General features: G+C 73.8%; 18 protein-coding genes and 3 tRNA genes. 11 read left to right on the top strand and 10 right to left on the bottom strand.

The window, feature by feature from the left end; genetic code table 11:
* From casB to cas3, 4 genes are all read right to left on the bottom strand, one after another.
* On the bottom strand, nucleotides 1-639 hold a 639-nt coding region (casB, locus tag ABZT49_RS15985; RefSeq protein WP_355286996.1), incomplete at its 3' end, for a type I-E CRISPR-associated protein Cse2/CasB.
* Entirely contained in the window at nucleotides 636-2,327 is a 1,692-nt protein-coding gene (gene casA, locus ABZT49_RS15980) for a type I-E CRISPR-associated protein Cse1/CasA (protein ID WP_355286994.1), read from the bottom strand. The genes casB and casA, both read right to left, overlap by 4 nt.
* Nucleotides 2,328-2,507: 180 nt before the next feature.
* Complete coding sequence (locus tag ABZT49_RS15975) at nucleotides 2,508-2,810, bottom strand: BrnA antitoxin family protein (RefSeq protein ID WP_355286992.1); 303 nt, start codon at nucleotides 2,808-2,810, stop codon at nucleotides 2,508-2,510.
* 572 nt (nucleotides 2,811-3,382) lie between these two features.
* A complete protein-coding gene (cas3, locus tag ABZT49_RS15970) occupies nucleotides 3,383-6,061 on the bottom strand; it encodes a CRISPR-associated helicase Cas3' (RefSeq protein WP_355286990.1) in 2,679 nt (892 codons plus the stop codon).
* Between the two features lie 177 nt (nucleotides 6,062-6,238).
* On the opposite strand from cas3, the gene ABZT49_RS15965 reads away from it, so the two are divergent.
* The 3 genes from ABZT49_RS15965 to ABZT49_RS15955 all read left to right on the top strand — a co-directional run bounded on the left by ABZT49_RS15965 (nucleotide 6,239) and on the right by ABZT49_RS15955 (nucleotide 6,792).
* Nucleotides 6,239-6,313 (top strand) — tRNA-Val (locus ABZT49_RS15965).
* Nucleotides 6,314-6,455: 142 nt separating this feature from the next.
* Nucleotides 6,456-6,530: transfer RNA gene (locus ABZT49_RS15960), tRNA-Val, on the top strand.
* 55 nt (nucleotides 6,531-6,585) lie between these two features.
* Nucleotides 6,586-6,792 carry a hypothetical protein gene (locus tag ABZT49_RS15955; RefSeq protein ID WP_355286989.1) on the top strand — a complete coding sequence of 69 codons (207 nt, stop codon included), beginning with the start codon at nucleotides 6,586-6,588 and terminating at the stop codon, nucleotides 6,790-6,792.
* Between the two features lie 19 nt (nucleotides 6,793-6,811).
* On the opposite strand, the gene ABZT49_RS15950 is transcribed toward ABZT49_RS15955, so the two are convergent.
* Nucleotides 6,812-7,486 carry a hypothetical protein gene (locus tag ABZT49_RS15950; RefSeq protein WP_355286988.1) on the bottom strand — a complete coding sequence of 225 codons (675 nt, stop codon included), beginning with the start codon at nucleotides 7,484-7,486 and terminating at the stop codon, nucleotides 6,812-6,814.
* Between the two features lie 10 nt (nucleotides 7,487-7,496).
* Nucleotides 7,497-8,138 carry a hypothetical protein gene (locus tag ABZT49_RS15945; RefSeq protein ID WP_355286986.1) on the bottom strand — a complete coding sequence of 214 codons (642 nt, stop codon included), beginning with the start codon at nucleotides 8,136-8,138 and terminating at the stop codon, nucleotides 7,497-7,499.
* Nucleotides 8,139-8,261: 123 nt separating this feature from the next.
* Between ABZT49_RS15945 and ABZT49_RS15940 the strand changes: the two genes are divergently transcribed.
* On the top strand, nucleotides 8,262-9,245 hold the full coding sequence (locus ABZT49_RS15940) for a hypothetical protein (protein WP_355287006.1): 984 nt from the start codon (nucleotides 8,262-8,264) through the stop codon (nucleotides 9,243-9,245).
* Between the two features lie 267 nt (nucleotides 9,246-9,512).
* On the opposite strand, the gene ABZT49_RS15935 is transcribed toward ABZT49_RS15940, so the two are convergent.
* A complete protein-coding gene (locus ABZT49_RS15935) occupies nucleotides 9,513-10,697 on the bottom strand; it encodes a glycosyltransferase family 4 protein (protein ID WP_355286984.1) in 1,185 nt (394 codons plus the stop codon).
* Nucleotides 10,697-11,737, bottom strand: coding sequence for a glycosyltransferase family 4 protein (locus ABZT49_RS15930; RefSeq protein ID WP_355286983.1), 1,041 nt, complete (start codon nucleotides 11,735-11,737; stop codon nucleotides 10,697-10,699). Before ABZT49_RS15930 ends, ABZT49_RS15935 begins: the two co-directional genes overlap by 1 nt.
* A 60-nt stretch (nucleotides 11,738-11,797) precedes the next feature.
* Here ABZT49_RS15930 and ABZT49_RS15925 point away from each other — a divergent pair, with 60 nt between their 5' ends.
* The 7 genes from ABZT49_RS15925 to ABZT49_RS15895 all read left to right on the top strand — a co-directional run bounded on the left by ABZT49_RS15925 (nucleotide 11,798) and on the right by ABZT49_RS15895 (nucleotide 19,087).
* On the top strand, nucleotides 11,798-13,876 hold the full coding sequence (locus tag ABZT49_RS15925) for an HAD-IIB family hydrolase (RefSeq protein WP_355286981.1): 2,079 nt from the start codon (nucleotides 11,798-11,800) through the stop codon (nucleotides 13,874-13,876).
* On the top strand, nucleotides 13,866-14,726 hold the full coding sequence (locus ABZT49_RS15920) for a galactosyltransferase-related protein (RefSeq protein ID WP_355286979.1): 861 nt from the start codon (nucleotides 13,866-13,868) through the stop codon (nucleotides 14,724-14,726). Before ABZT49_RS15925 ends, ABZT49_RS15920 begins: the two co-directional genes overlap by 11 nt.
* Before the next feature lie 8 nt (nucleotides 14,727-14,734).
* A complete protein-coding gene (locus tag ABZT49_RS15915) occupies nucleotides 14,735-15,865 on the top strand; it encodes a glycosyltransferase (protein WP_355286977.1) in 1,131 nt (376 codons plus the stop codon).
* A 38-nt stretch (nucleotides 15,866-15,903) separates the two neighbouring features.
* Nucleotides 15,904-16,830: a glycosyltransferase gene (locus ABZT49_RS15910; protein WP_355286975.1), complete on the top strand. Its 927-nt coding sequence runs from the start codon at nucleotides 15,904-15,906 to the stop codon at nucleotides 16,828-16,830.
* Nucleotides 16,827-17,918 carry a glycosyltransferase gene (locus ABZT49_RS15905; protein ID WP_355286973.1) on the top strand — a complete coding sequence of 364 codons (1,092 nt, stop codon included), beginning with the start codon at nucleotides 16,827-16,829 and terminating at the stop codon, nucleotides 17,916-17,918. The genes ABZT49_RS15910 and ABZT49_RS15905 overlap by 4 nt, the downstream gene beginning before the upstream one ends.
* Nucleotides 17,915-18,592, top strand: a complete 678-nt coding sequence (locus ABZT49_RS15900) for a class I SAM-dependent methyltransferase (protein ID WP_355286972.1) — start codon at nucleotides 17,915-17,917, stop codon at nucleotides 18,590-18,592. Before ABZT49_RS15905 ends, ABZT49_RS15900 begins: the two co-directional genes overlap by 4 nt.
* Before the next feature lie 417 nt (nucleotides 18,593-19,009).
* Nucleotides 19,010-19,087 (top strand) — tRNA-Pro (locus ABZT49_RS15895).
* 252 nt (nucleotides 19,088-19,339) lie between these two features.
* On the opposite strand, the gene ABZT49_RS15890 is transcribed toward ABZT49_RS15895, so the two are convergent.
* On the bottom strand, nucleotides 19,340-19,993 hold the full coding sequence (locus tag ABZT49_RS15890) for a hypothetical protein (RefSeq protein WP_355286970.1): 654 nt from the start codon (nucleotides 19,991-19,993) through the stop codon (nucleotides 19,340-19,342).
* On the bottom strand, nucleotides 19,993-20,793 hold the full coding sequence (locus tag ABZT49_RS15885) for a TPM domain-containing protein (RefSeq protein WP_355286968.1): 801 nt from the start codon (nucleotides 20,791-20,793) through the stop codon (nucleotides 19,993-19,995). Before ABZT49_RS15885 ends, ABZT49_RS15890 begins: the two co-directional genes overlap by 1 nt.
* Between the last annotated feature and the right edge of the window lie 186 nt (nucleotides 20,794-20,979).

Raw genomic sequence — 20,979 nt, 5'->3', positions numbered from 1 at the left:
AAGGTGGTCATGGGAGGCCCGACCGGGGGGCCGGTGGGCGGCGGCGTGGTAGTCGAAGGCGAAGGTCGCCCGGGCCCGGTCGCCGCGCTCCGGATGGAGCCAGTCGAGGATCGTCTCGCCGAGGCCGGCGACGTCGACCGGGCGGTCGCCGGCGAGGTCGACGGCGCGGCGCATCTGGCGCAGCAGGTCGTCGGGGTCGCGGGCGGCGGTCAGGCGCTTGAGCCGCAACGGTGAGAGCAGGGGCTGGGCGTTCGCCTCGCCGTAGGGCGGTCCGAGCACGGCGGCGAGGCTGCGCGCCGGGCTGTCGGCGGCGACGCGGGCGAGCACGCAGGCCGCGACCGCCACCGGCACCAGGGTGTCGGCGGCCTGCCGGGGCCCGTAGCCGAGGCCGCGATGGAGGTGGAACACCACCGCCTCGTCGAGGACGTCGAGGGGCGTCGCGGCGCGACGCAGGCGCGCATGGGCGCCGCGGTCGAACAGGAGGTATGGCTCGACACCGTTGCGGCCCGGCGGCAGGCGCTCCCACCAGCGCCGGATCTTCCAGCGCCGCTCGCGGTGAATCTCCCGGACCTCGTCCGGATCGGCCGGCGGCCGCCTTCCCGCGCTCGCCCCGTCCGCGCTCCCATCCCCTGCGCTCACCCGCGGCCTCCCTTGGCCTTCTTGGATTCGGACTTCGCGTCCTTGGTCTTGGCACCCTTGGGCTTGGCCTCGGGCGGCGGCAGGCCGAGGGCTTTGAACAGGTTCTGGCCGAGCTTGCCGTAGCCGCGCATCGCCCAGTCGAGGCCGATCTCCGCCTTGACGCGCTCCGCCGCGACGCTCTGGCGGAGATCCGTGAGATCCTCGACCGGCACGAGTTCCCTGAACACCGCCGTCGCGGCCTCCCTCAGGTGGCCGCGCCACCGGTCGAGCGTCGGAACGTGGGGCGTATCGCCCTCGAGACCCGCCCCCGGCAGGGCTTCTGCCAGCTCCGCCAGGGTCCTGCCGAACGCCGCCTCCGTCCGCTCCCAGAAGCGCCCGCGGCCGAGGTCGAGGAGGCCGCCCTTCTCGATCGCCAGGGCCTGTTTCAGCGACACGCGCAGGATGAACTCGGCCTCGAAGGCGCCCCGCACCATCCGGCGCACGGTGTCGTCGTAAGGCCGGAACTCCGCCTCGCCGACAAGGTGCAGCGGCATCTCGCTCTCGACGAAGTCCCGGGCCTTCATATTGTCCATGTCGTAGCCGGCCGCGATCAGGCGAGTGCCGAGGCGGGCCGCGAAATCGTCGTGGTTCAGGAGGCGCTTGAGGCCGTCATGCACCGAAGCGGACGGTTTCCGCGCGGTCTTGTCCCCATCGTCGCCGACGACGAGGCCGACCCAGTGGCGGTAGCCGATCCGGCCGGGCTGGCCGTGCAGGGGCAGCCAGGGCTCGTCCGCCTTGGTCTGGTAGTGCGGCGAGAGCGGATGCGTGAAGCCGGCATAGCTCGTGCCGTGCGGCCGCGTGCGGTAGTGGCGCACCACCAGCGGGTCGACGCGGCCGGTGAGGTCGCAGGGGCGCCCCTCGGGATTGGCCTCGACGACGAGGCGGATGCGCCGCGGCATGCCCCAGAAGGCCTGGAGCGGATCGACGTCGCTCTCCGTGGTCGTCCGGCCCTTATCTGAGACGCGGGTGGGGACGAGCCAGGGAAACACCCGTTCGGGCACGGGCGGCCCGTCCGCCCGGTACGGCACCGCGAGCCACAGGCTGCGCCACAGCGGCACCGGCGCCGTACGGTCCTCGGCACCCGGGATCAGCAGGGTGGTCAGGGGACCGCCGCCCCGCACCGAGACGCGGTGGCCGGCCCCGCCCGAGGGCGCGTAGGTCTGCAGCGTGAACAAAGCCATGGCGGCCCCGGCCCGCGACAGGGTCTCGACCCCGCCGCGGCGGACGAAATGGTCGAGGTTGCGTTTCACCGTGTTGGCGCCGGGCGCCTCGATCAGCAATTGCGACACCGGCACGGTCTCGCCGGCGATCTCCTCCGCGTCCTGCCCGAAGCGCGGCCCGTCGCCGTCGAGCACGAAGGCGCGGGCGAGGGGGGCGAAGGCCTCGTCCAGCGCGGCCGGCGTCGGCGGCGCCGCGAACCAGGCCGGCCACTCATCCTCGTCGGCCCGGGTGCCGCAGGCCACCGCCAGGAGCCCGATCCAGAATTCCCGCGTCGCCGCGTCGAAATCCGCCCGGCCCCAGGCCGGCGCGACGACCGGGTTTCCGTCGATGTCGTCGGTGAGGGCGGCCGGCCGGATCATGTCCGGCTTGCCGTTCGCCCGCAGGACGGGGATCCAGGCCTCGGTCAGGAGGGAGAAAGGCGGGACCACGGCACTCCCTGGGCGAATCGTTTCTGAGTCGTCTCAGGTCACGGTTGCACGTTCGGTCGCGGCGCGGAAGTGAAAAGCCGAGCTTCTCGTGGAATTCTGCTTTCCATGTCTGGGCCACCTGTATGCTTCCGGGACCAGTCCCTTGCCGACCCTGCGTCGCAGAAGACAGCCGAACGTCACTCAAGCCGCATTGCGCTCGACGTACTCGCGCAGGACATCGTTGATCCGGCTCCGCCAGCCGTCGCCGGATGCTCGCAGCTTCTCAAGAACGTCCTTGTCGATGCGGATCGAGATCGCTTCCTTGGTTCGCACTGGGCCACGCCGCCGAACAGACGCCGCGAGTTCCGGAAAGACCTCGGCGAAGGGTTTGTTGGACTTGAAGTCGGCTTCCGTCCATTCGGGATTATCGGGATCCTGTGCGATCCCAGCCTGAATACGAGCCTCTTCTTCATCGGCAATCGGGCGAATATCACGCTTCGGCATACCGTCTCCTTTCCTGACGACTCGCAGGCCGCATGCTGATGGGCGAGATCGCCTAGGTGCCCGGCCGCGAGGCGGAGGCCGGTTCATCCCCGCGCCTGCGGGGAACACCTCGCGCGCCTCGTCGGCGCGCTCTCCTACGACGGTTCATCCCCGCGCCTGCGGGGAACACAGCGACACCGCCCAGAACGTGGCGAACGAGACCGGTTCATCCCCGCGCCTGCGGGGAACACGGCTCGACGGAGAGGCACAGCGCCTCGCCAAGCGGTTCATCCCCGCGCCTGCGGGGAACACAAGCGCCTCATTCTCGGCACGAAGCCGCGCGACGGTTCATCCCCGCGCCTGCGGGGAACACGGCGGCGGCCCGCTCCCGGCCGGGACCTACGTCGGTTCATCCCCGCGCCTGCGGGGAACACTCCTTCTGGAAGCAGTTGATCCAATTCACGTTTTACAATGTCAAAGAACCCACCGGCGTTCCCGCTCCGTTTCGCCGGCCCGTGCCAACCTCCCGGACGGGTCCGACGATGCCCCGGATCGGTGCCGGGCGCCAGGGTTCAGGAAGGCGCGAAGCCCGCTCAGAGCATCAGCCCGAGCCGCGTCCCATACGTCACGACGAGGGACCCGCCATCCTCCGCCACCAGCGTCCCCTGCCAGGTGCCGTCCGGCTGAGGCTCCAGGGGCAGCAGGATCACGGCGTCGTCGAAGCGGCTCCAGCCGGCCCGGGCCGCCGCGACGGCGGCGTGCCAGGTCGCGGCGGGGGCGAGGTGGCGGCGCAGCTTGCGGACGGCCACCGTGACCTCGGAGAGGGCCCAGGCCAGCCGGAGGTCGGCGTCGGGATGCCAGGGCACCAGCCGGCCGTCCGCGACCCGGGCGAGGCGCAGGGTGCGGCTCTCCTCGGCGAGGCGGGTCGGCACCGTGCCCTCGTCGGGCCAGGCCTGGTCGGGCCAGTAGCCGGCGGCGGCGGTGAGCAGCGCGCCGCGGGCGGCGGCGCGCTCGGCCCCGGCCCGGCCGACCGCGTCGAAGTGGATCGACAGCAGCGCCTCCGGGATGTCGGCCTCATCGTCGGAGAACACCGCCTCGATCGCCGGGCGCACGTCCTGCGGCACCCGGAAGGCGGGGCGGGCCGCCAGCTCCCGGGCGGTGCGCCACAGGATGCCGTGGTCGCGGTAGACGGAGGCCGCGCGGGGAAAGGCGGCGGCGACCCAGTCGGCGGCGACGGCGCCGGCGGGATCGGGCGAGACCACGACGAGCTCCGGGCCGGGGATCGGCCGGTCGCGGCCGGTGTGGCGCCACAGGCGGCCGGCGCGCTGGAGCACCGAATCGACCGGCGCGAGATCGGTGACCACGAGGTCGAAATCGAGGTCGAGCGAGCTCTCGGCGACCTGGGTCGCGACCAGCACCCGGCCGCGGCGCTGCGCCGGCGTCGAGGCCTTGCCGAACCGCGCCAGGACCCGCGCCTCGACCGCGAGGCGGTCGCCCATGGCGAAGCGGGCGTGGAAGAGGTCGGGATCGAGGCCCGCCGCCCGCAAGGCGGCCGCGCCCTCGACCGCGTCGTCGACGCTGTTGCGGATCCAGGCGATGCAGGCCCCGGCCTCCGCGGCGGCGCGGATCCGCGCGAGGGCGGCGTCCTTGTCCGGCACGCGGGTGACTGCGAGGGTGCGGCACAGGTCCTCCCGGGCGTCGAGGGGCGCCTCCACCGGGTCCCGCCCGGGGGCCAGCAGGGTCGCGAGGGGATAGGCGGTCCTCGCGAGCGCCGCCCCGGCGGCGCCGGCGCCGGCGCCGCGGCGCCAGCTCTCCACCAGCTCGGCCTTGGCCACGGCGGGCAGGGTGGCGGACAGGATCAGGGTGGTGCCACCGCCGGCGGCATGGAATTCGACGAGGCGGGCGAGCTCGGCGCTCACATAGGCGTCGTAGGCGTGGGCCTCGTCGACGATCAGCACCTTGCCGGCGAGGCCGGCGAGGCGGACCGTGCCGTAGCGGTTCGGCAGCACCGCCAGCACCGCCTGGTCGATGGTGCCGACGCCGAGATCGGCGAGCAGCGCCCGGCGGCTCTCGCCGGCGAGCCAGGCGGAGGCGACCGCGCCCGATTCCGCCTCCTCGCCCCGATCGGCCCCGGGCTCGGCCTCCGAAAACCCCGCGGCGGCAGCGCGGAAGCGCGGATGCAGGCCGGCCCGGCCATGGGCCAGCGCCAGGGAGGGGCGAGCGCCCTCGGCGTAGAGCCGTCCGGCGAGCGGGATGATCCGGTCGACCATGGCGTTGGCGGTCGCGGTGGTGGGGAGCGCCAGGTAGAGCCCGTCGGCCCGGCCGGCGGCGAGCAGCCGGTGGGCGAGCGTCAGGGCCGCCTCGGTCTTGCCGCCCCCGGTCACGTCCTCGATCAGGATCAGGAGCGGCCCGTCCGGCAGGGGGACCGTCCCGGCCCAGTCCTGGATCGCGGTCGGCGGGTGGGACAGGCCGGTCAGGTCCGCGAAGGCGAGGCGCGGGCCGGGGCGCGCCGGCACCAGGCCGGCCTCGCGCAGGGCCGCCTCGGCCCGGCCGCAGGCTTCGTCCCAGTAGGCCGCGAGGTCGGTCCCGGGTGCGGCGTAGGGGAACCAGGCCTGGTTGGAGCCGATCCAGTCGGCGAGCGCGGTCATCCCGGCGAAGAGCCAGCTCGCCTGCGCCGCCGCGGCCGCGCGCGGGGCGGGCACCTCCGGCGCCGGCAGCAGCTTCTCGACCGCCTCCCAGTAGGCGAGGGCGGCCTCGGCCGAGGCCGGCGGGAAGAGCGGGCGCCAGTCGTCCGGCTGCCAGCTCTCCTTCATCGCCACCGGGCGGCCGTGATGGCCGAAGATCGGCTGGAGCAGGCGGTTGCGCGGCGCCGCACCCCAGCCCCGCATCAGGCCGGAGGGCGCGGCCCGGGCCATCAGGAGGCCGCCGACGAGGCGCAGGCCCGCCGCCGGGTGGCCGGGATCGGGGATCCCGGGCGGCGGCAGGTGGGCGGGGCAGAGCGCCGGCACCTTGGCCTGGAACAGGTGGGAGAACTTGCCGATGTCGTGCAGGGCGAGGAGGTGCAGCCACAGGGCCTCGAAGGCCGGCACCTCAAGCCCGAGCCCCGCCGCCAGGGCCCGCGCCGCCCGCGGCCGCGCCCGCAGCAGCGCCCGGCCGGCGGCCGCCACGTCGAGGCCGTGGGCCCAGGCCGGGTGGAAGGGGTGGGCCGCGCCGGCATTGGGCCGGGCCTTGCCCCAGAAGGTCCGCGCCGCGTGATCCTGCATCAGGTCCATGATTCGCCCGCTCCCCGATTCGCCGGGGGCATGGTCGGCGCGGCCGGCTGGCACCGTCGAGGGCCGGACATGGAAAACTGCGTTGTGCCGCCGGAGCCGGCGAAGGAACCCGCTTGTCACCCGCCGAAACTGCCTCTATACGCCCTCTCACACCGGGGCCGCGACACGCGGCGCCGAGGGCGCGTAGCTCAGCGGGAGAGCACTACGTTGACATCGTAGGGGTCACAGGTTCGATCCCTGTCGCGCCCACCATTGCCACTCCGGATGTCGGGAGGTCTTCTCCCCGGAGCGGTGCCGGACCGGCTGGTCCGGATCGGATGACGAAGAGTGACGGCCCCTCGTGCGCGAGGGTTGCCGGACAAGGCCTCCGGATATCGATGACGGCGGGCCGGATGGGCGCGTAGCTCAGCGGGAGAGCACTACGTTGACATCGTAGGGGTCACAGGTTCGATCCCTGTCGCGCCCACCATCCTCCCTCTCGCATCCGTTGCCGTCTTGCCGCCTCGTCGACGGGGATCCTCCTCATGACCGATCAGGATGTGGGTGTGGCCTTCGCCACCCTGGCGACCGCCCTCGCGGTGGCCTTGCACAAGCAGGGCGTCGCCGACGGCGAGGCGCTGCTCGCCGAGACCGTTGGCACCCTCGAGGCCGTGCTGCAGGACGATTATCCCGAAAAGGCCCGGGCGATCCTCGCGGCCTGCGCCCGCTCGCTACGGGCCGCCGAGGGCTGACGGTTCCGCCGCCGCGCCGTCACGGATCCGATAGCGGCGAAGCGGGACCTTCCTCTCCCGCCCAGGCCGCGTGCACCATGCCGCGGGCGGTGTCGGGCTTCGCCTCGCCGATGAAGATCACGACCGGGCCGTGCGCGTCGCGGCGCGGATCGTAGAAATCGAGCAGGTCCGGATACCGCTGCTGGAGGAAGGCGGGCCTCTGCCCCCGGCGGGCGAGCCAGTGGTCGATGACGACCTGGTCGCCGTGGACCGCGTTCGGGACCGGGCCGCAGGAGCCCGGCTCCATCCAGCGCCCGGGCTCGGCTGCGAACGCCGCGTAGAGCGGGGACAGCGCGTCGCCCTGCCAGCGCAGCAGCGCGCTCGAGACGCGTCCTTTGTGAAAATAATCCTCCATCGCCGCGAGGCCCGGCTCGGCCAGCGCGTCGGCCGGCCCGGTCAGGATGGTGTCGAGGTCGCACAGGAGCACCGTCCCGTCGGCGAGGCCGGGGCGAAACGCCTCCATCTTCGCCCACCAGGCCGGCCAGTCGTGCCGGAGCGGCACCCGCTCGACGCCCGCGACCGCGAGGGGCAGGTCGGTGAGGCAGAGGATCCGCCCGAAGGCCGGCGCGTGGCGCCGCACGCCGCGGGCGAGGCGCGCGACCCACGTCGCGTCGTAGCGGCCGCCGCTCTTCAGGACGGTGATCAGGGTTGCCATGATGGAAAGGTCATCCGTCGGACGGGGGAGGGTGCAGGCGTAAGCGGCCGGCCGCCGCGGCGGCGCTGAACCAGGCGCGCTCGGCCGCCCAGGGATGGCCGGGCCAGCCGGCGAAGCCGAAGCCGTGGGCCTCGACAGCGGGCGCGCCCGCCGGGCGCCCGAGGAGGAGGGCGAGCGCCATGAGGAAGCCGGTGCTCGGGTTCGGCCTGCCGCCGGCGCCAATACCGGCCTTGAGCACGCGCCGGGCCTCGTCGTGGAGCGCTTCGGGCAGGACGTGGACCGGCTTGCCGAGGGGGCGCAGCAAAGCCAGCGCCCCGCGGGTGAAGCAGATCGGCTCGGGGCGATTGTGCGCCTCCGGCAGCATCGGGAACGGCAGCACGAAGGCCTCGGTCTGCCGGACCACCGGGCGGTCGAGGAAGCCCGGATCGGCGAGCCATTCGCGCATCTGCCCGCCGCGATTGACCAGGGCGAGATGGGTGACCCGCGATCCGCTCCGGCCGCCGAAGCCCGGCGCGTTGTTGAAGCGCAGCACGGCCGCGGCCGCGTCGGCCGCTCTCGCCTCGGTCCCGGGGGCGTTGCCCACGAGGGCGACCGCGCCGAGGTCGGACAGGCCCGGCCAGGCCGCGCGGAGGGGGTCGACGTCGTCGGGCACGCGCGGCAGATGTCTCGGGGCGGGGGAACCGACGACCGGGTTCGTCGGATGCACCCCGGAGGTATGGCGCCCGGCCCGCGCGACCAGCCCCGACCGGTACGGACCCGAGCGATGCCCGTGACGATCTCTTCGCGCCGCTGCTTCCTCTGCGCGGCCGCCATGCTGGCGCCGGGCGACCGCCGCCTGACCGATCCGTCCGGGCGCGAGCGCGCCTTCCCGGTGGCCTGCGGGTCCTGCGGCGTCCTGACCGAGCGGGACGCGGATCCGGCGGCGTGCTGGCGCGACCTCGGACATCGACTCGCCGCGCCCACCTTCGTGCCCGACCTGGCGGCGCCCTACGGCCTCGACCTCTACACCCTGCGCATCGCCGCGACCCGCCTCGGCCGCGGCCTCGCCCCGCTCGATCCGGAGGGCCGTGCCGCCCTCCTGGCGCCGCACAGCCGACGGGCGGCGCGGGCCCGGCTCCACGACCTCGGGGAGGGCCCTCCGGTCTCCCTCGGCCTGCTCTGCCGCCCGGCCGAGCTCGCCGCCTTGCTGGCCGGCCTCGCGCCCCACGCCGCCTGGACCGACGACGTCGCGATCCTCCTCGACGGCGCGGCGGCGCCGCCCCGCGCGGTGGCGGTCGCGGGCTTCGCCGACGGCGCGGTGCGGGTGGCGAGCCGCCCCCTCGCGGGCGACTTCGCCGGGCAGCGCAACGCCCTCCAGGACCTGGCGCGCCACGCCTGGATGCTGCAGCTCGACGCCGACGAGACCCTCGAGCCTCAGACGGGCCGGCTTCTGCCGGCGCTCGCGGCGCTGGCCGAGGACGGCGACGTCGTCTCGGTCGGGCTGCCCCGGCGCAACCGCGTCGACGGGATCCTGTCGGACGTCTACCCGGACGTGCAGTACCGGCTGAACCGGACGACCGTGCGCTATACCGGCCGCGTCCACGAGCGCCCGGTCCTCGACGGCGGCTGGCGCCGCAGCTTCATCGCCCTCCACGGCGCGATCGATCATCGCTTGAGCCGCGCCCATGTCCTGGCCCGGTCGCGGACCTACGAGGCGCTCGATCCGGGGCGGGGGCGGATCGAGGAGGAGGAGGCGTTGCTGCGGCCTTACCTCCCGTGATGTCGGAGCTTGTTCGAGTTAGCCGACCGCATTGAAACCCTCGATGTCATCCCGGGGCCGCGGAGCGGAACCCGGGATCCATAACCGCTGACGGTGCCGGGCAAGGCGGCCGGCGTTCCGCCTCATCTTGCACCGTCGGCGGTTATGGATCCCGGGTTCTCGTCTTCGACGAGCCCCGGGATGACGTAGAGAGATGTCAACCTGTGCGCGGATCGATTGGCGCAACCGCTCAAACAGGCTCCCGGACGACTCAAGGCAGACGCTGGATCACTCTCCACGCGCCGCCGCGATCGCCCGCCGATACAGCGCAAGCGTCTCAGCCCCCAGGCTCGCCCGGGTGAAGCGCCCGGCCGCCGCGAGCGCACGGGCGCGGTAGGCCCGGCGCAGGGCGGGATCGCGCAGCAGCGGGCGCAGGGCGTCGGCGAGCGCCGGGCCGGTGGCGGCCGCCGCGAGCGGTCCCGCCTCGGGCACGCCGACGAAGGCGCGGGCGCTGGCATCCTCCGCGCAGGCCACCACCGGCCGGCCATAGGCCAGGGCCTCCTGGTAGACGAGGCCGAAGCTCTCGTAGCGCGAGGGCGCCAGGACCGCGTGCGCCTCGGCATAGGCCGCGGCGAGCGCCCCGGAATCGATCCGGCCGCGGGCGCGGAGGCGTTCCAACGCCGCCGCGGGCAGGTCCGCCGGCAGGTCGCCGGGCGGCACCCCGACGAGGTCGAGCCGGAACGGCGGCACCTCGCCCCGCTCCTGCTCCGCGGCCAGCAGCGCGACCGCGGAAAGCAGCGCGTCGAAGCCCTTTCGCGGTTCCGCCCGCCCGACGAAGAGCAGGCGCACAGGTGCCTCCGCCGCCGGGTAGGGCGCGTCGCGGGCGCTCGTGGCGATCTCCGGCGGCAGGCTGAGACCGATCACCGCGTCGGGCCGGCGGCCCGGGAGGCGGTAGGCCCGGGCGATCACCGCCGCGTGCGCCGCGGTGTTGGCGATGAGCCCGGCGCTCCCGCGCGCCTGGCGCCGTTCGAGGGCGTCGGCGGTTTCCCTGTCGAGGCGGTCGCGCAGCGAGGTCGGCACACCGCGGGTGAAGGCCGCCGGGGTCGAGGAGCGGGTCACCAGCGGCAGGTCGCGGCGCCCGGCGAGCAGGGCCGCCGGGGCGTACCAGTTCGTCGCCTCGACCACGTCGAAGGGCGCGCGGGCCTGGGCGGCGAGCACCGCGCGGCGGAAGGCGAGCGGCGCGGCGAGGTGGCCGACCGAGCCCCATAGGCGCAAAGCGGCGAGGCCGCCCGCCGGCGGCAGGCCGAGGCCGACGACCGTGACGCCGCCGACCCGCACCGTGCCCGTGCGGTCGAGGGTGAACACCGTCACGTCGGCGCCGGCCTCCGCCAGGCTCTCGGCGATCTCCCGCGCCGCGGTCGAGAGGCCGCTCGGGGCCGGCGGGTAGTCCCAGGCGAGGAGGGCGGTGCGCATCAGGCCGCCAGCAGGCGGCGGTAGAGGGCGAGGTAGTCCCGCGCCATGCGCTCGGCGGTGAACCGCTCCTCGAAGCGGCGGCGCACCCCCGCCCGGTCGATCTCCCCGATCCGGGCCAGCGCCGCCACGGCCTCGTCCTCGGAGGAGACCACAAAGCCCGTCACCCCGTCCTCGACGATCTCCGGCACCGAGCCGCGGTTCCAGGCGATCACCGGGGTGCCGCAGGCCATCGCCTCGATCATCACGAGGCCAAACGGCTCCGGCCAGTCGATCGGGAACAGGAGCGCGGCGGCGCCGGAGAGAAGCGCGCCCTTGGCCGCGTCGTCGACGGGGCCGAGATAGACCGCGTCATCGCCGAGCAGCGGGCGCACCGCCCGGTCGAAATAGCCCGGATTGCCGACATCGATCGTGCCGCCGAGCCGGATCGGGAAGCCCGCCGCCCGCGCCACCCGGATCGCGGTGTCGGGCCGCTTCTGGTCGGTCATCCGCCCGACGAAGGCGAGGTAGTGTCCCGGCGCGAGGCAGGCGGCGTAGCGGTCCCGGTCGATGCCGTGATGCACCATCCCGGCCCGGTTCGCGGCCGGGATGCCGCCCTGTTGCGCCGCCGAGATCGCCGCCACCGGCAGGTCCGGAAACCCTTCGAAGAACAACGCCCGGTCGAGCTCGTCGACCCGCCAGTGGATCGTCGTCAGGCTGCGTCGCCGGCGCTCGCCCAGGAGCGCGGCATGGGCGAACTCGCCGTGGCCATGGACGATGTCGAAGTCGTCGAGGCGCAGGCGCAGGGCCTCGAGCTGCAGGGCGTCGAGCGCCGCCGGCACCCCGGGCGCAACGGTGCCGTAGCGACGCTCCAGGGCCGCGAGGCTCGGATAGCTACCGATACGGGGTAAGTGTGTCGCACTGTCCGAGGGGGCGAACAGCGTTACCTCCACGCCCAAGCTTCGCAGCGCCGTGCTGAGGTCGTGGATGACCCGCTCCGTGCCGCCGTGATGGGTCGGGGGAATGGGAAAGATGTTCGGAGCGATTTGGGCGACGCGGATCACAGACTGTACCTCACCTGAATCGTCCTATCCTTCGGGATACCCCGCTACGGCAGCGGTTTGATGTTCGTTCTTCACGTCGCCCTGCAGGGCTGCCTGCGCGGCCGGGACGTCGTCTACGGGCTCACCGCCGATACCGGCGGCCATATCCGCTACCTGCTCGATCTCGTCGCCGCCTCGGCGCAGGATCCCGGGATCGACCGGATCGTGGTGGCGACGCGCCTGTTCGATGGCCCGCCCGGGCCCGATTACGCCGTGCCCGAAGAGCGCCTCGGCGACAAGGTCGCGCTCGTGCGGCTGGCGAGCGCGTCCCCGGGCTACCGGACCAAGGAGGAGATGCACGCGGAGGTCGCGAGCTTCGCCGGGAGCCTGATCGCCTGGATCGGCGCGCAAGGATCGGCCCCCGACCTGATCCACGCCCATTACGCCGACGCCGCCGCGGTGGCGGCGATCGTCGAGGCGCGCCTGGGCATCCCGTTCGTGTTCACCGCCCACTCGCTGGGCCGGGTCAAGGCGTCGATGCTGGGGGAGGGGGCGGCGGAGAACCCCGACCTCGCCCGCCGGATCGCCACCGAGGAGGCGGCGCTCGCCCGCGCCAGCCTCGTCATCGCCTCCTCGCGCGACGAGGCGGAGGTGCAGTATGCGGGCTATGCCGCCTACGATCCGGGCCGGGTGCGCGTCCTGCCGCCGGGCAGCGACCTCGCCCGCTTCGCCGACAGCCGGCCCGACCCGCGGGTCGACGCCACGATCGCGCGCTTCCTGCACGATCCCGAGAAGCCGGTGCTGCTGGCGCTGGCCCGGCCGGTGGCGCGCAAGAACCTCGCCGCCCTGGTCCGGGCCTATGGCGAGAGCGCAGACCTCCAGGCGCGGGCGAACCTCGTCGTCGTCGCCGGCACGAGGGAGGACATCGACGCCCTCGACGGCGACATGGCCGCCACGATGCGCGACCTCCTGGTCCTGATCGACCGCCACGATCTCTACGGCCGGATCGCCTATCCGAAGACCCACCGGCCCGAGGACGTGCCGGCGCTCTACGCCCATGCGCGGGCGCGCGGCGGCCTGTTCGTCAACCCGGCGCTCAACGAGCCCTTCGGCCTGACCCTGCTCGAGGCCTCCGCCGCCGGCCTGCCGCTCGTCGCCACCGACAGCGGCGGACCGAACGACATCGTCGAGACCTGCGGCAACGGAATCCTGGTCGATCCGCGCGACCCCGGCGCCATCGCGGCGGCCTGCACGCGCATCCTCGACGACGCAGGCCTCTACGCGGCCTGCGTCGCCGGCGGCGCGCGGGCGGCCGCCGCCTACGACTGGGACCGGCACGCGGCGCGCTACCACGCCCTGCTGCGGGCGCTCGGCACGCCGGTGCCGCCGTTGCGGGCGCCGCGCCAGCTCCTGATCTGCGACATCGACAACACGCTCGTCGGCTGCGCGGCGGGCTTGAGCACCTTCCGGCGCTGGCGCAGCCGGCAGGCCGGGCTGGCCTTCGGGGTCGCGACCGGGCGCTCGTTCCACAGCGCGATGGCGGTGCTGGAGCAGCAGGACAGCCCGCGGCCGCAGGTGATGATCACCTCGGTCGGCTCCGAGATCTACCACCTCGATGGCAACGGCGTGACCTACACGGCGGATGCCGCCTGGCGCGGGACGATCGCCGCCGGCTGGGAGCGGGAGCCCTTGCGCGCCGCGCTTCAAGGCCTCGACGGGCTCGCACCCCAGGGCCCGCTGGAGCAGCGCGCGTTCAAGCTGAGCTATTTCGGCGACGCGGCGGCGGCTCAAGGCGTGCGGGCCCGCCTCGCCCGCGCGGGGCTGCGCGCCAGCGTGATCCACAGCCACGGCCGCTACCTCGACGTCCTGCCCGAGCGGGCCTCGAAGGGGACCGCCGTCGACCACGTCCGCGCCCTCTACGGCCTGCCCGAGCGGGCCCTGTTCGTGGCCGGGGATTCGGGCAACGACGTCGAGATGCTGCGCGCCCGCGCCCAGTCGATCATCGTTGCGAACTATTCCGACGACCTCGCCGGCCACGCGGCGCTCCGGCACTCCTACGTCGCCCGGGCCTCGCATGCCCGCGGCATCATCGAGGGCGTCGGGCATTTCCGCCGGGCGCTCGCGCATGCCGACGCTTATGCCGACGCCCATGCCGGCTGACCCCAGCGTGCTGACCCTGGTGCGCGGCCGGGCCGACCGGCTGCGCCACCTGATGCGCGGCCTCGCCCGCCAGACCGCGCGCCCGCGCGAGCTCGTCATCGCCTGGATGCAGGCGGAGCCCGCCCCCGACCTGCCCGATCCCGGCTGCCCCGTGCGCCACCTGCACGTGCCGGGCGAGCCGATGCCGCTCGCCGCCGCCCGCAACCGGGCGGCGGAGGCGGCGTCCGGCGACCTCCTGGTCTTCCTCGACGTCGATTGCATCCCGGGCGCCGGCCTCGTCGCGGCCTATGCGGGGGCCGCCGCGCGGACCGACGGCCTGTTCCTCGGCGAGGTGCTGTACCTGCCCCCCGACGCCGCGGCGGGCGACGAGGCGGCGCTCGACCGGCTCGGCCGCGCCCATCCGGCCCGGCCCCCGGCGCCCGTGACCGGGATCCGCCCCGAGCCCGATTCCGGCCAGCTCTGGGGCCTGTCCTTCGCGCTCACGGCGCGGGCCTGGCGCGCGGTCGGCGGCATGGACGAGGCCTACGAGGGCTATGGCGGCGAGGAGACGGATCTGGCCGCCCGCCTCAGCCTGAGCGGCCTGCCGACCTTCTGGGTCGCCGGCGCGCGCGCCTACCACCAGCACCACCCGGTCCACGTGCCGCCCCTGCAGCATTTCGCGCCGATCCTCGCCAACGCGGCGCGCTTCCGGGCCCGGCACGGGCGCTGGTGCATGACCTACTGGCTCGGCCAGTTCCGCGACGCCGGCCTGATCGACTGGGACGAGGGCGCCGAGGCGATCCGCCTCCTCCGCCCCCCGACCCTCCCTGAGATCGCCGCCGCCTTGCGGCCCGACGCCCTGTATTCCTGAGAGATCTCATGAAGAAGCCGATCGCGTTCTTCGTCCATCACCAGGGCCGGGGCCACGCCAACCGCACGATGGCGGTGGCGGCCGAGTTCGCCCGCGACCGCCCGGTCTCGGTGCTGACCGCCGGTCCCCACCTGTTCGAGGGCTTTTCCCGCGACGTCGAGATCGTGGCCCTGCCGAACATGATCGGCGCCGCGGTGCCGACCCCGCGCCTCTACGCCGAGCCGACGCCGCAGGTGATGCATTGCGTCCCCCTCGGGCTCACCGAGATGCGCCGGACGATGCGCCAGATCCTCGATCACCTCGACGAGCGCGGCATCGGCCTGTTCGTCGTCGACGTCTCGGCCGAGATCGCGCTCCTCGCCCGCATCGCCAGCGTGCCGGCGGTGCAGATCCGCATGCACGGCGACCGCCAGGATATCGGCCATGTCGGGTCCTACGAGGCCTGCGTCGGGATGCTGGCGCCGTTCGACGCGCGGATGGAGCAGGACGACTATCCGGCTCACTTGCGGGCGAAGACCTTCTACAGCGGCGGGTTGTGCACCAGCGTCGACCGGGTGCCGGATCGGGCCGAGGCGCGGGCCAGGCTCGGCCTCGACCCGGACCGCGAGATCGTCGTGGCGGTCACCGGCGGCGGGGGCAGCGGCACGCCCTACGCCCCGCTCACCGTCGCGGCCCGCGCCGCGCCCGACGCCCTGTGGCTGACCCTCGGGCCGACCCACCGCGAGGGCCACGAGACCGATTTCGCCAACCTGCGCGAGCTCGGCTGGGTGCCCTCGGTCACCGAGTACCTGGCGGCGGCCGACCTCGTGGTGGCCTCGGCCGGCGACAACACGGTGCACGAGGTCGCCCGCGTCGGCGGCCGCCTGATCGTGATGCCGGAATGGCGCTATTTCGGCGAGCAGACCCGCAAGGCCGAGGCCCTGGTGCGCCTCGGCGCGGCGGTCCAGGCGCCGGTCTGGCCCGGCGACCTCCAGGGCTGGCGCGATCTCTTGGCCCGCGCCCGCGCCCTCGACGGGGCCGCTCTGCAGAGCCTCTACGCGCCGGACGCCGCCGCCCGCGCCGCCGGCTGGCTCGAAGGGCTGACCGACGAGCTCTGGCACGGCGCCGCTCCTCCGCTGCGCGTCGTCGCGGCCGGCTGACCCCTCCTCATCCCCCCTTGCCGGAGCCGAGAGCCCGCATGTTCACCGTTTCCGTCGTGACCCTGGCCAAGGGCCGGCCTGCCCATCTGGCGAACGTCCTGCGCGGCCTGGAGCGCCAGACGCATCGACCCGTCGAGTTCATCGTCGCGGTGATGCAGGACGACCTCTACGATCTGCCGCAGGCGTCCTTCCCGGTGCGCCAGATCCGGGTGCCGGGCGCGGCGCTGCCGCTCGCCGCCGCGCGCAACCGCGGCGTCGCGGCGGCCACCGGCGAGGCGATCGTCTTCCTCGACGTCGATTGCATTCCCGCCCCCGGCCTCGTCGCCGATTACGCGGCGGGCCTCGCCGCCCTCGACGGCCTGCTGATGGGCGAGGTCCTGCACCTGCCCGAGCACGCCGCCACCGGGGACTGGACCTACGAGGGACTGGCCAAAGTCGCGGAAAAGCATTCCGACCGCCGCGGGCCCCCGGCCTCGGGGATCGAGATCTGCCCCGACTACCGCTGCTTCTGGTCGCTCAACTTCGCGATCCGGCGCGCCACCTTCCTCGCCAGCGGCGGCTTCGACGAGCGCTATACCGGCTATGGCGGCGAGGACACCGATTTCGGCAAGGCCCTCGATCGGAGCGGCCTGCCGATCGCCTGGATGAAGGGCGGGCTCGCCTATCACCAGTACCACCCGCACCACATGCCGCCGGTCCACCACCTCGACAGCGTGGTGCGCAACGCCGAATTGTTCGAGGCCAAGTGGGGCTACCGCACCATGGGGCACTGGCTCCACGCCTTCCGGGTGATGGGGCTGATCGACGACACGCCGGACCGGCCGATCCGCATCCTGCGCCGCCCCGACGCCGACGACCTCGCGCTCACCGGCCAGCAGGGCCACCAGCCCTACACCAACTCGGCCTCCGTCATCCGCGCGATCGAAGCCCGCGGCGCGGCCGTCGCCGTTGCGGTCCCTGCGTGAGGATCGCGCTCCTCGCCCATCTGCGCCACCCGATCGCGCCGCCCTTCGCGGGCGGCCTCGAGGCCTATTGCTGGCACCTCGCCGCGGGGCTGACCGCCCGGGGCCACGAGGTCGTGCTGTTCGCCTCCGGCGACAGCGATCCGCGCTTCACCCTCGACGCGGTGAGCCCGGTCCACCACGAGGCGCGCTTTCCGGGGCTGGAGCATCGGGGCGATCCGGGGCTGAGAGCCCATGTCGACGCCGCCTACGAAGCCGCCTGCGACCGGATCGCGGCGGGCGGCTTCGACGTCCTGCACAACAACTCCTTCAGCCGCCTGCCGCTGGAGCAGCGGCGCACGGAGACGATCCCCACCGTCACCTCGCTCCACGCGCCGCCCTACGACGCCCTGCGCTGGTTCGTGCATGACAGCCCCGGCCCGACCCACCGCCTCACCGCGACCTCGGCCGCGCATCTCCGGGCCTGGTGGCCGGACGGCGCCCCGCCGGAAGCGTCGATCCTCCACAACGGCATCGATCCCGCCGCCTGGCCCTGGAGCGAGCGCGGCGACGGCTCCGCCGTCTGGAGCGGGCGCCTCACGGCCGTGAAGGGCGCGCATCTCGCGATTCACGCGGCGCGGCGTGCCGGCCTGCCCCTGACCCTGTTCGGCCCGGTCGAGGAGCCGGATTACTGGGAGGGCGCGGTCGTCCCGCTGCTCGGCGGGCCGGTCCGCTACGGCGGCCACCTGCCCGGACCGGCGCTCGCCGCCGAACTCGGCCGCGCCTCGGTCTTCCTGTTCACCCCGTGCTGGGACGAGCCGTTCGGCCTTTCGGCGATCGAGGCGATGGCTTGCGGTCTCCCGGTCGCCGGCTTCGCCCGCGGCGCCGCCGCGGAGATCGTCGGCGAGGCCGGCCGCCTGGTTCCGTCCGAGGACGCCGCGTCCCTGGCCGCGGCGATCCCGGCGGCCCTCGCCATCCCGCGCCGGGTCCCGCGCGAGCGGGTCCTGCGCCTGTTCACCCGCGACCGCTGGTTAGAGGCCTGCGAGACCCTCTACGCCGAGGCCCGCGCCGGCGCGCCCTCTTCGTCCCCCGCCTTCCGAGCCGCACCATGACCCGCCAGACGATCATCGACGCACTGTGGCACGGCCGCGACCCCTTCGCGAATCCGCCGAAAACCTTGCGCCCCCTCGACCTCCAGGGCTGGCGCAGCGTCCACCCCTATCTCGACGAGGCGGTGCAAGAGTGGCGCCCCGGCGTGGTGGTCGAGATCGGCACCTGGAAGGGCGCGAGCGCGCTCCACCTCGCCCGGACGATGGAAGCGGGCGGCGTTCCCGGCACCGTCATCGCGGTCGATACCTGGCTCGGCGCCGTCGACCACTGGGCCGATCCGGCGTTGTTCGCGGAGCTCGCGATGGAGAATGGCTATCCGAGCCTCTACCGCACCTTCCTGGCCAACGTCCTGCGCGAGGGCATGGCCGACCGGATCGTGCCGCTGCCGCTCGACTCGGTGAACGCCGCCGAGCTCATGCGCCTGCGCGGCGTCGCCGCCGACGTGATCCACCTCGATGCCGGCCACGAGGAGGCGTCGGTGGCGGCGGATCTCCGGGCGTGGTGGCCGGTCCTGCGCCCCGGCGGGTTGTTCATCGCCGACGACTACGACCGTCTCGGCGGACAATTTCCCGGCGTAGGCCGCGCCGTCGACGCGTTCTGCGCCGAGCACGGGCTGGAGGGGCCTTGGTCGTTCCGGGGCAAGGCCAAGTTCCTCAAGCCGCTGTCGGGCGGATGAGCAGGGGGAGTGGCGGTGCCCGTGGGCGGCATCGCTCGGACCGAGGCTTGCAGGATGTGGCCCAGCGCGGCATCGAGCGTCTAGCCGGAGCTGACATCGCGCCGTCCATTGGCAGCGTCGGCGCCTCGCCCGATGACCTCCGAGGTCATCCACGGGCGCGGCCCGACCCGCCCGAAGGTGATTTTCCGGCTTCGTCATTGCCTTCCCGGACCGCGTCCGGGCCCGGTACGAGTTCCCCACCGACCAGGCGACCCTGCGCCTGCGCACCACCGCTTCCGACGGCGTCGCCTTCCTGATCAACAGCGTCCCGCCGGCCATCGCAGCCCCGACGCCCACGCCGATCGACCCGCGCGTGCGGAAGGGGCTTGCGTCCCGATGAGCGCGGCGCTAATACCCCGCTCGCCCTCTTCGGGGCGTCGGAGCGTAGCGCAGCCCGGTTAGCGCACTAGTCTGGGGGACTAGGGGTCGGAGGTTCGAATCCTCTCGCTCCGACCATTTAAAAACTTGCAACAAGAGCGAGTTACGACAGGCAGCCTTAGGGCTGCCTTCGTCGTTTGTGGGCTCAGGGTTCGATTGTGCAGGCCCTGTCGGCCGATCTGTCGCTCCGCAGCCGCGCATCGAGTGGCGGGCAGCGCCGTCGTCGGAACCAGAGAGGACGCGTGACCGAGCACCAGCGTCGGGCGCGCCCGCCATGGTGGTGTCGTACGAGGACCTGCAGGCCGTGACCGGACCGGGGTCGCGCCGCGCCTACTCGGTCACGATCACCCGGTTCGGCAGCTCGTCGGCGTCGCCGGGGCGCGGCGGGGCGGCCTCGGCCAGGATCGCGCCGGCGCCCGCCACCGCCCGCACCAGCCCCTCCGCCAGGGCGTCGCGGCGGAGCGCCGCCACGAGGTCGTCCAGCACCGGCCGCCAGGCATCGGGGGCCGTGCCGACCCCCGTGTCGGTCACCACGTCGGCGTAGCGCTCGGCCAGGGCGACGTAGATCAGCACGCCGGTGCGGCCGCTTGTGCGGGAAAGCCCGCGGGCCCGGAACTCGTGCCGGGCGGCGGCTCGCGCCCGGGCGCGGCGGAAGGCGCGGGGCAGGGCGCGGGGCAGGCGGGCGAGGCTCGGGGCCGCGGACAGGCCGAGGAGCAGCGCCAGGGCCACGGCGAGCTGGAGCAGGAAGATCCGGGTGGCGGAGAGCCCGGTGAGCAGGATCAGCGGCCAGGGCACCAGGAGCGCGCCCGCCAGCGCCAGGGCCGGCGGCAGGCTGCGATAGGCGCCCGAGCGGGCCGCCACCATCACGACGATCTCGCCCGCCGTGTCGCGCTCGGCCGCCGCGACCGCGGCGGCGATGCGGGCGCACTCCGCCTCGCTCAGGATCGTCGTCGGCTTCGCCGATTCGGGGTTCACGTCCGGCATCACCAGTCTCCCGAGGCGCCACCGCCCCCGGACGAGCCGCCCCCGCCCGAGAAGCCGCCGCCGAAGCCGCCACCTCCTCCGCCGAATCCCCCGCCATAGCCGCCGCCGAAGCCACCGCTCGGGCCGGGCACGACGATCCAATTGCCGCCGCTGCGCCGGTGCGGCCGCCCGGGACCGCCGCCGCCCCGGGTGAGGAGCCGGACGAGGACGAAGCCGATCACCCCGAGCAGGATCAGCACCAGGACCGGATCGAGGGTGCCGCCCGCATCCTCGCGCACCTCGGCCCGGCGCTGCCACTCGGCGGCGTCGCCCCCGAGGATGCCGAGGATCCCGTCGATGCCGGCCTGGATGCCGCCGGGAAAGTCTCCCGCCTTGAATTTCGGCGCCACCGCGCTCGCGATGATCACCTTGGACAGGGCGTCGGTCAGCGCCCCTTCGAGGCCGTAGCCGACCTCGATCCGCACCTTGCGCTCGGCGGGGGCGATCAGGAACAGCACGCCGTTGTTGCGCGCCTTGGTGCCGAGGCCCCAGGCGCGGAAGAGCCGGTTGGAAAAATCCTCGACCGAGGTGCCCTGGAGCGAGGGCACGGTGGCGACCACGACTTGGTCGGTGGTCTTGTCCTCGTGCGCCTTGAGTTTGGCGGCCAGCGCCGCGCGCTCCTCGGGCCGCAGCAGGCCGGCGCCGTCGACCACCCGGCCGGTGAGCGGCGGCAGGTCGAGGGCCACCGCCGCTCCGGCCAGGACGATCAGGAGGAGCGGGATCAGGCGAAGGGCGCGGATCGTGCCTGACGGGCTGCGCATCACCCCGAGCAGACTTGCGTCGGCAGGCCAACGCTTCGCCCGCTCAGGCTGTTGGTTTGTCGCAGATTTTTGTCGCAAAACCGGCCACCACTTTTGCTAAATCTGCTTAAAGAGCTTCACGATCGCGCTGCCATCGCGAAGCTCTCCAGATCTTTGATTGTGCCGCATTTTCTCCGGCGAACCCGC

The sequence above is a fragment of the Methylobacterium sp. EM32 genome (genome assembly GCF_040593685.1).
In the GTDB taxonomy this organism is placed as follows: domain Bacteria; phylum Pseudomonadota; class Alphaproteobacteria; order Rhizobiales; family Beijerinckiaceae; genus Methylobacterium.
The sequence above is the reverse complement of the archived record's forward strand: the minus strand, read 5'-3'. Positions and strand labels throughout refer to the sequence as shown.

Excerpts from the sequence above, each read along its gene's own strand:
- ABZT49_RS15925 (WP_355286981.1), top strand. The coding sequence starts at position 11,798 with ATGTTCGTTCTTCACGTCGCCCTGCAGGGCTGCCTGCGCGGCCGGGAC.
- ABZT49_RS15955 (WP_355286989.1), top strand. The coding sequence starts at position 6,586 with ATGACCGATCAGGATGTGGGTGTGGCCTTCGCCACCCTGGCGACCGCC.
- ABZT49_RS15915 (WP_355286977.1), top strand. The coding sequence starts at position 14,735 with ATGAAGAAGCCGATCGCGTTCTTCGTCCATCACCAGGGCCGGGGCCAC.
- ABZT49_RS15920 (WP_355286979.1), top strand. The coding sequence starts at position 13,866 with ATGCCGGCTGACCCCAGCGTGCTGACCCTGGTGCGCGGCCGGGCCGAC.
- ABZT49_RS15935 (WP_355286984.1), bottom strand. The coding sequence starts at position 10,697 with ATGCGCACCGCCCTCCTCGCCTGGGACTACCCGCCGGCCCCGAGCGGC.
- ABZT49_RS15890 (WP_355286970.1), bottom strand. The coding sequence starts at position 19,993 with ATGCCGGACGTGAACCCCGAATCGGCGAAGCCGACGACGATCCTGAGC.
- ABZT49_RS15950 (WP_355286988.1), bottom strand. The coding sequence starts at position 7,486 with ATGGCAACCCTGATCACCGTCCTGAAGAGCGGCGGCCGCTACGACGCG.
- ABZT49_RS15975 (WP_355286992.1), bottom strand. The coding sequence starts at position 2,810 with ATGCCGAAGCGTGATATTCGCCCGATTGCCGATGAAGAAGAGGCTCGT.
- ABZT49_RS15910 (WP_355286975.1), top strand. The coding sequence starts at position 15,904 with ATGTTCACCGTTTCCGTCGTGACCCTGGCCAAGGGCCGGCCTGCCCAT.
- ABZT49_RS15885 (WP_355286968.1), bottom strand. The coding sequence starts at position 20,793 with ATGCGCAGCCCGTCAGGCACGATCCGCGCCCTTCGCCTGATCCCGCTC.
- cas3 (WP_355286990.1), bottom strand. The coding sequence starts at position 6,061 with ATGGACCTGATGCAGGATCACGCGGCGCGGACCTTCTGGGGCAAGGCC.
- ABZT49_RS15900 (WP_355286972.1), top strand. The coding sequence starts at position 17,915 with ATGACCCGCCAGACGATCATCGACGCACTGTGGCACGGCCGCGACCCC.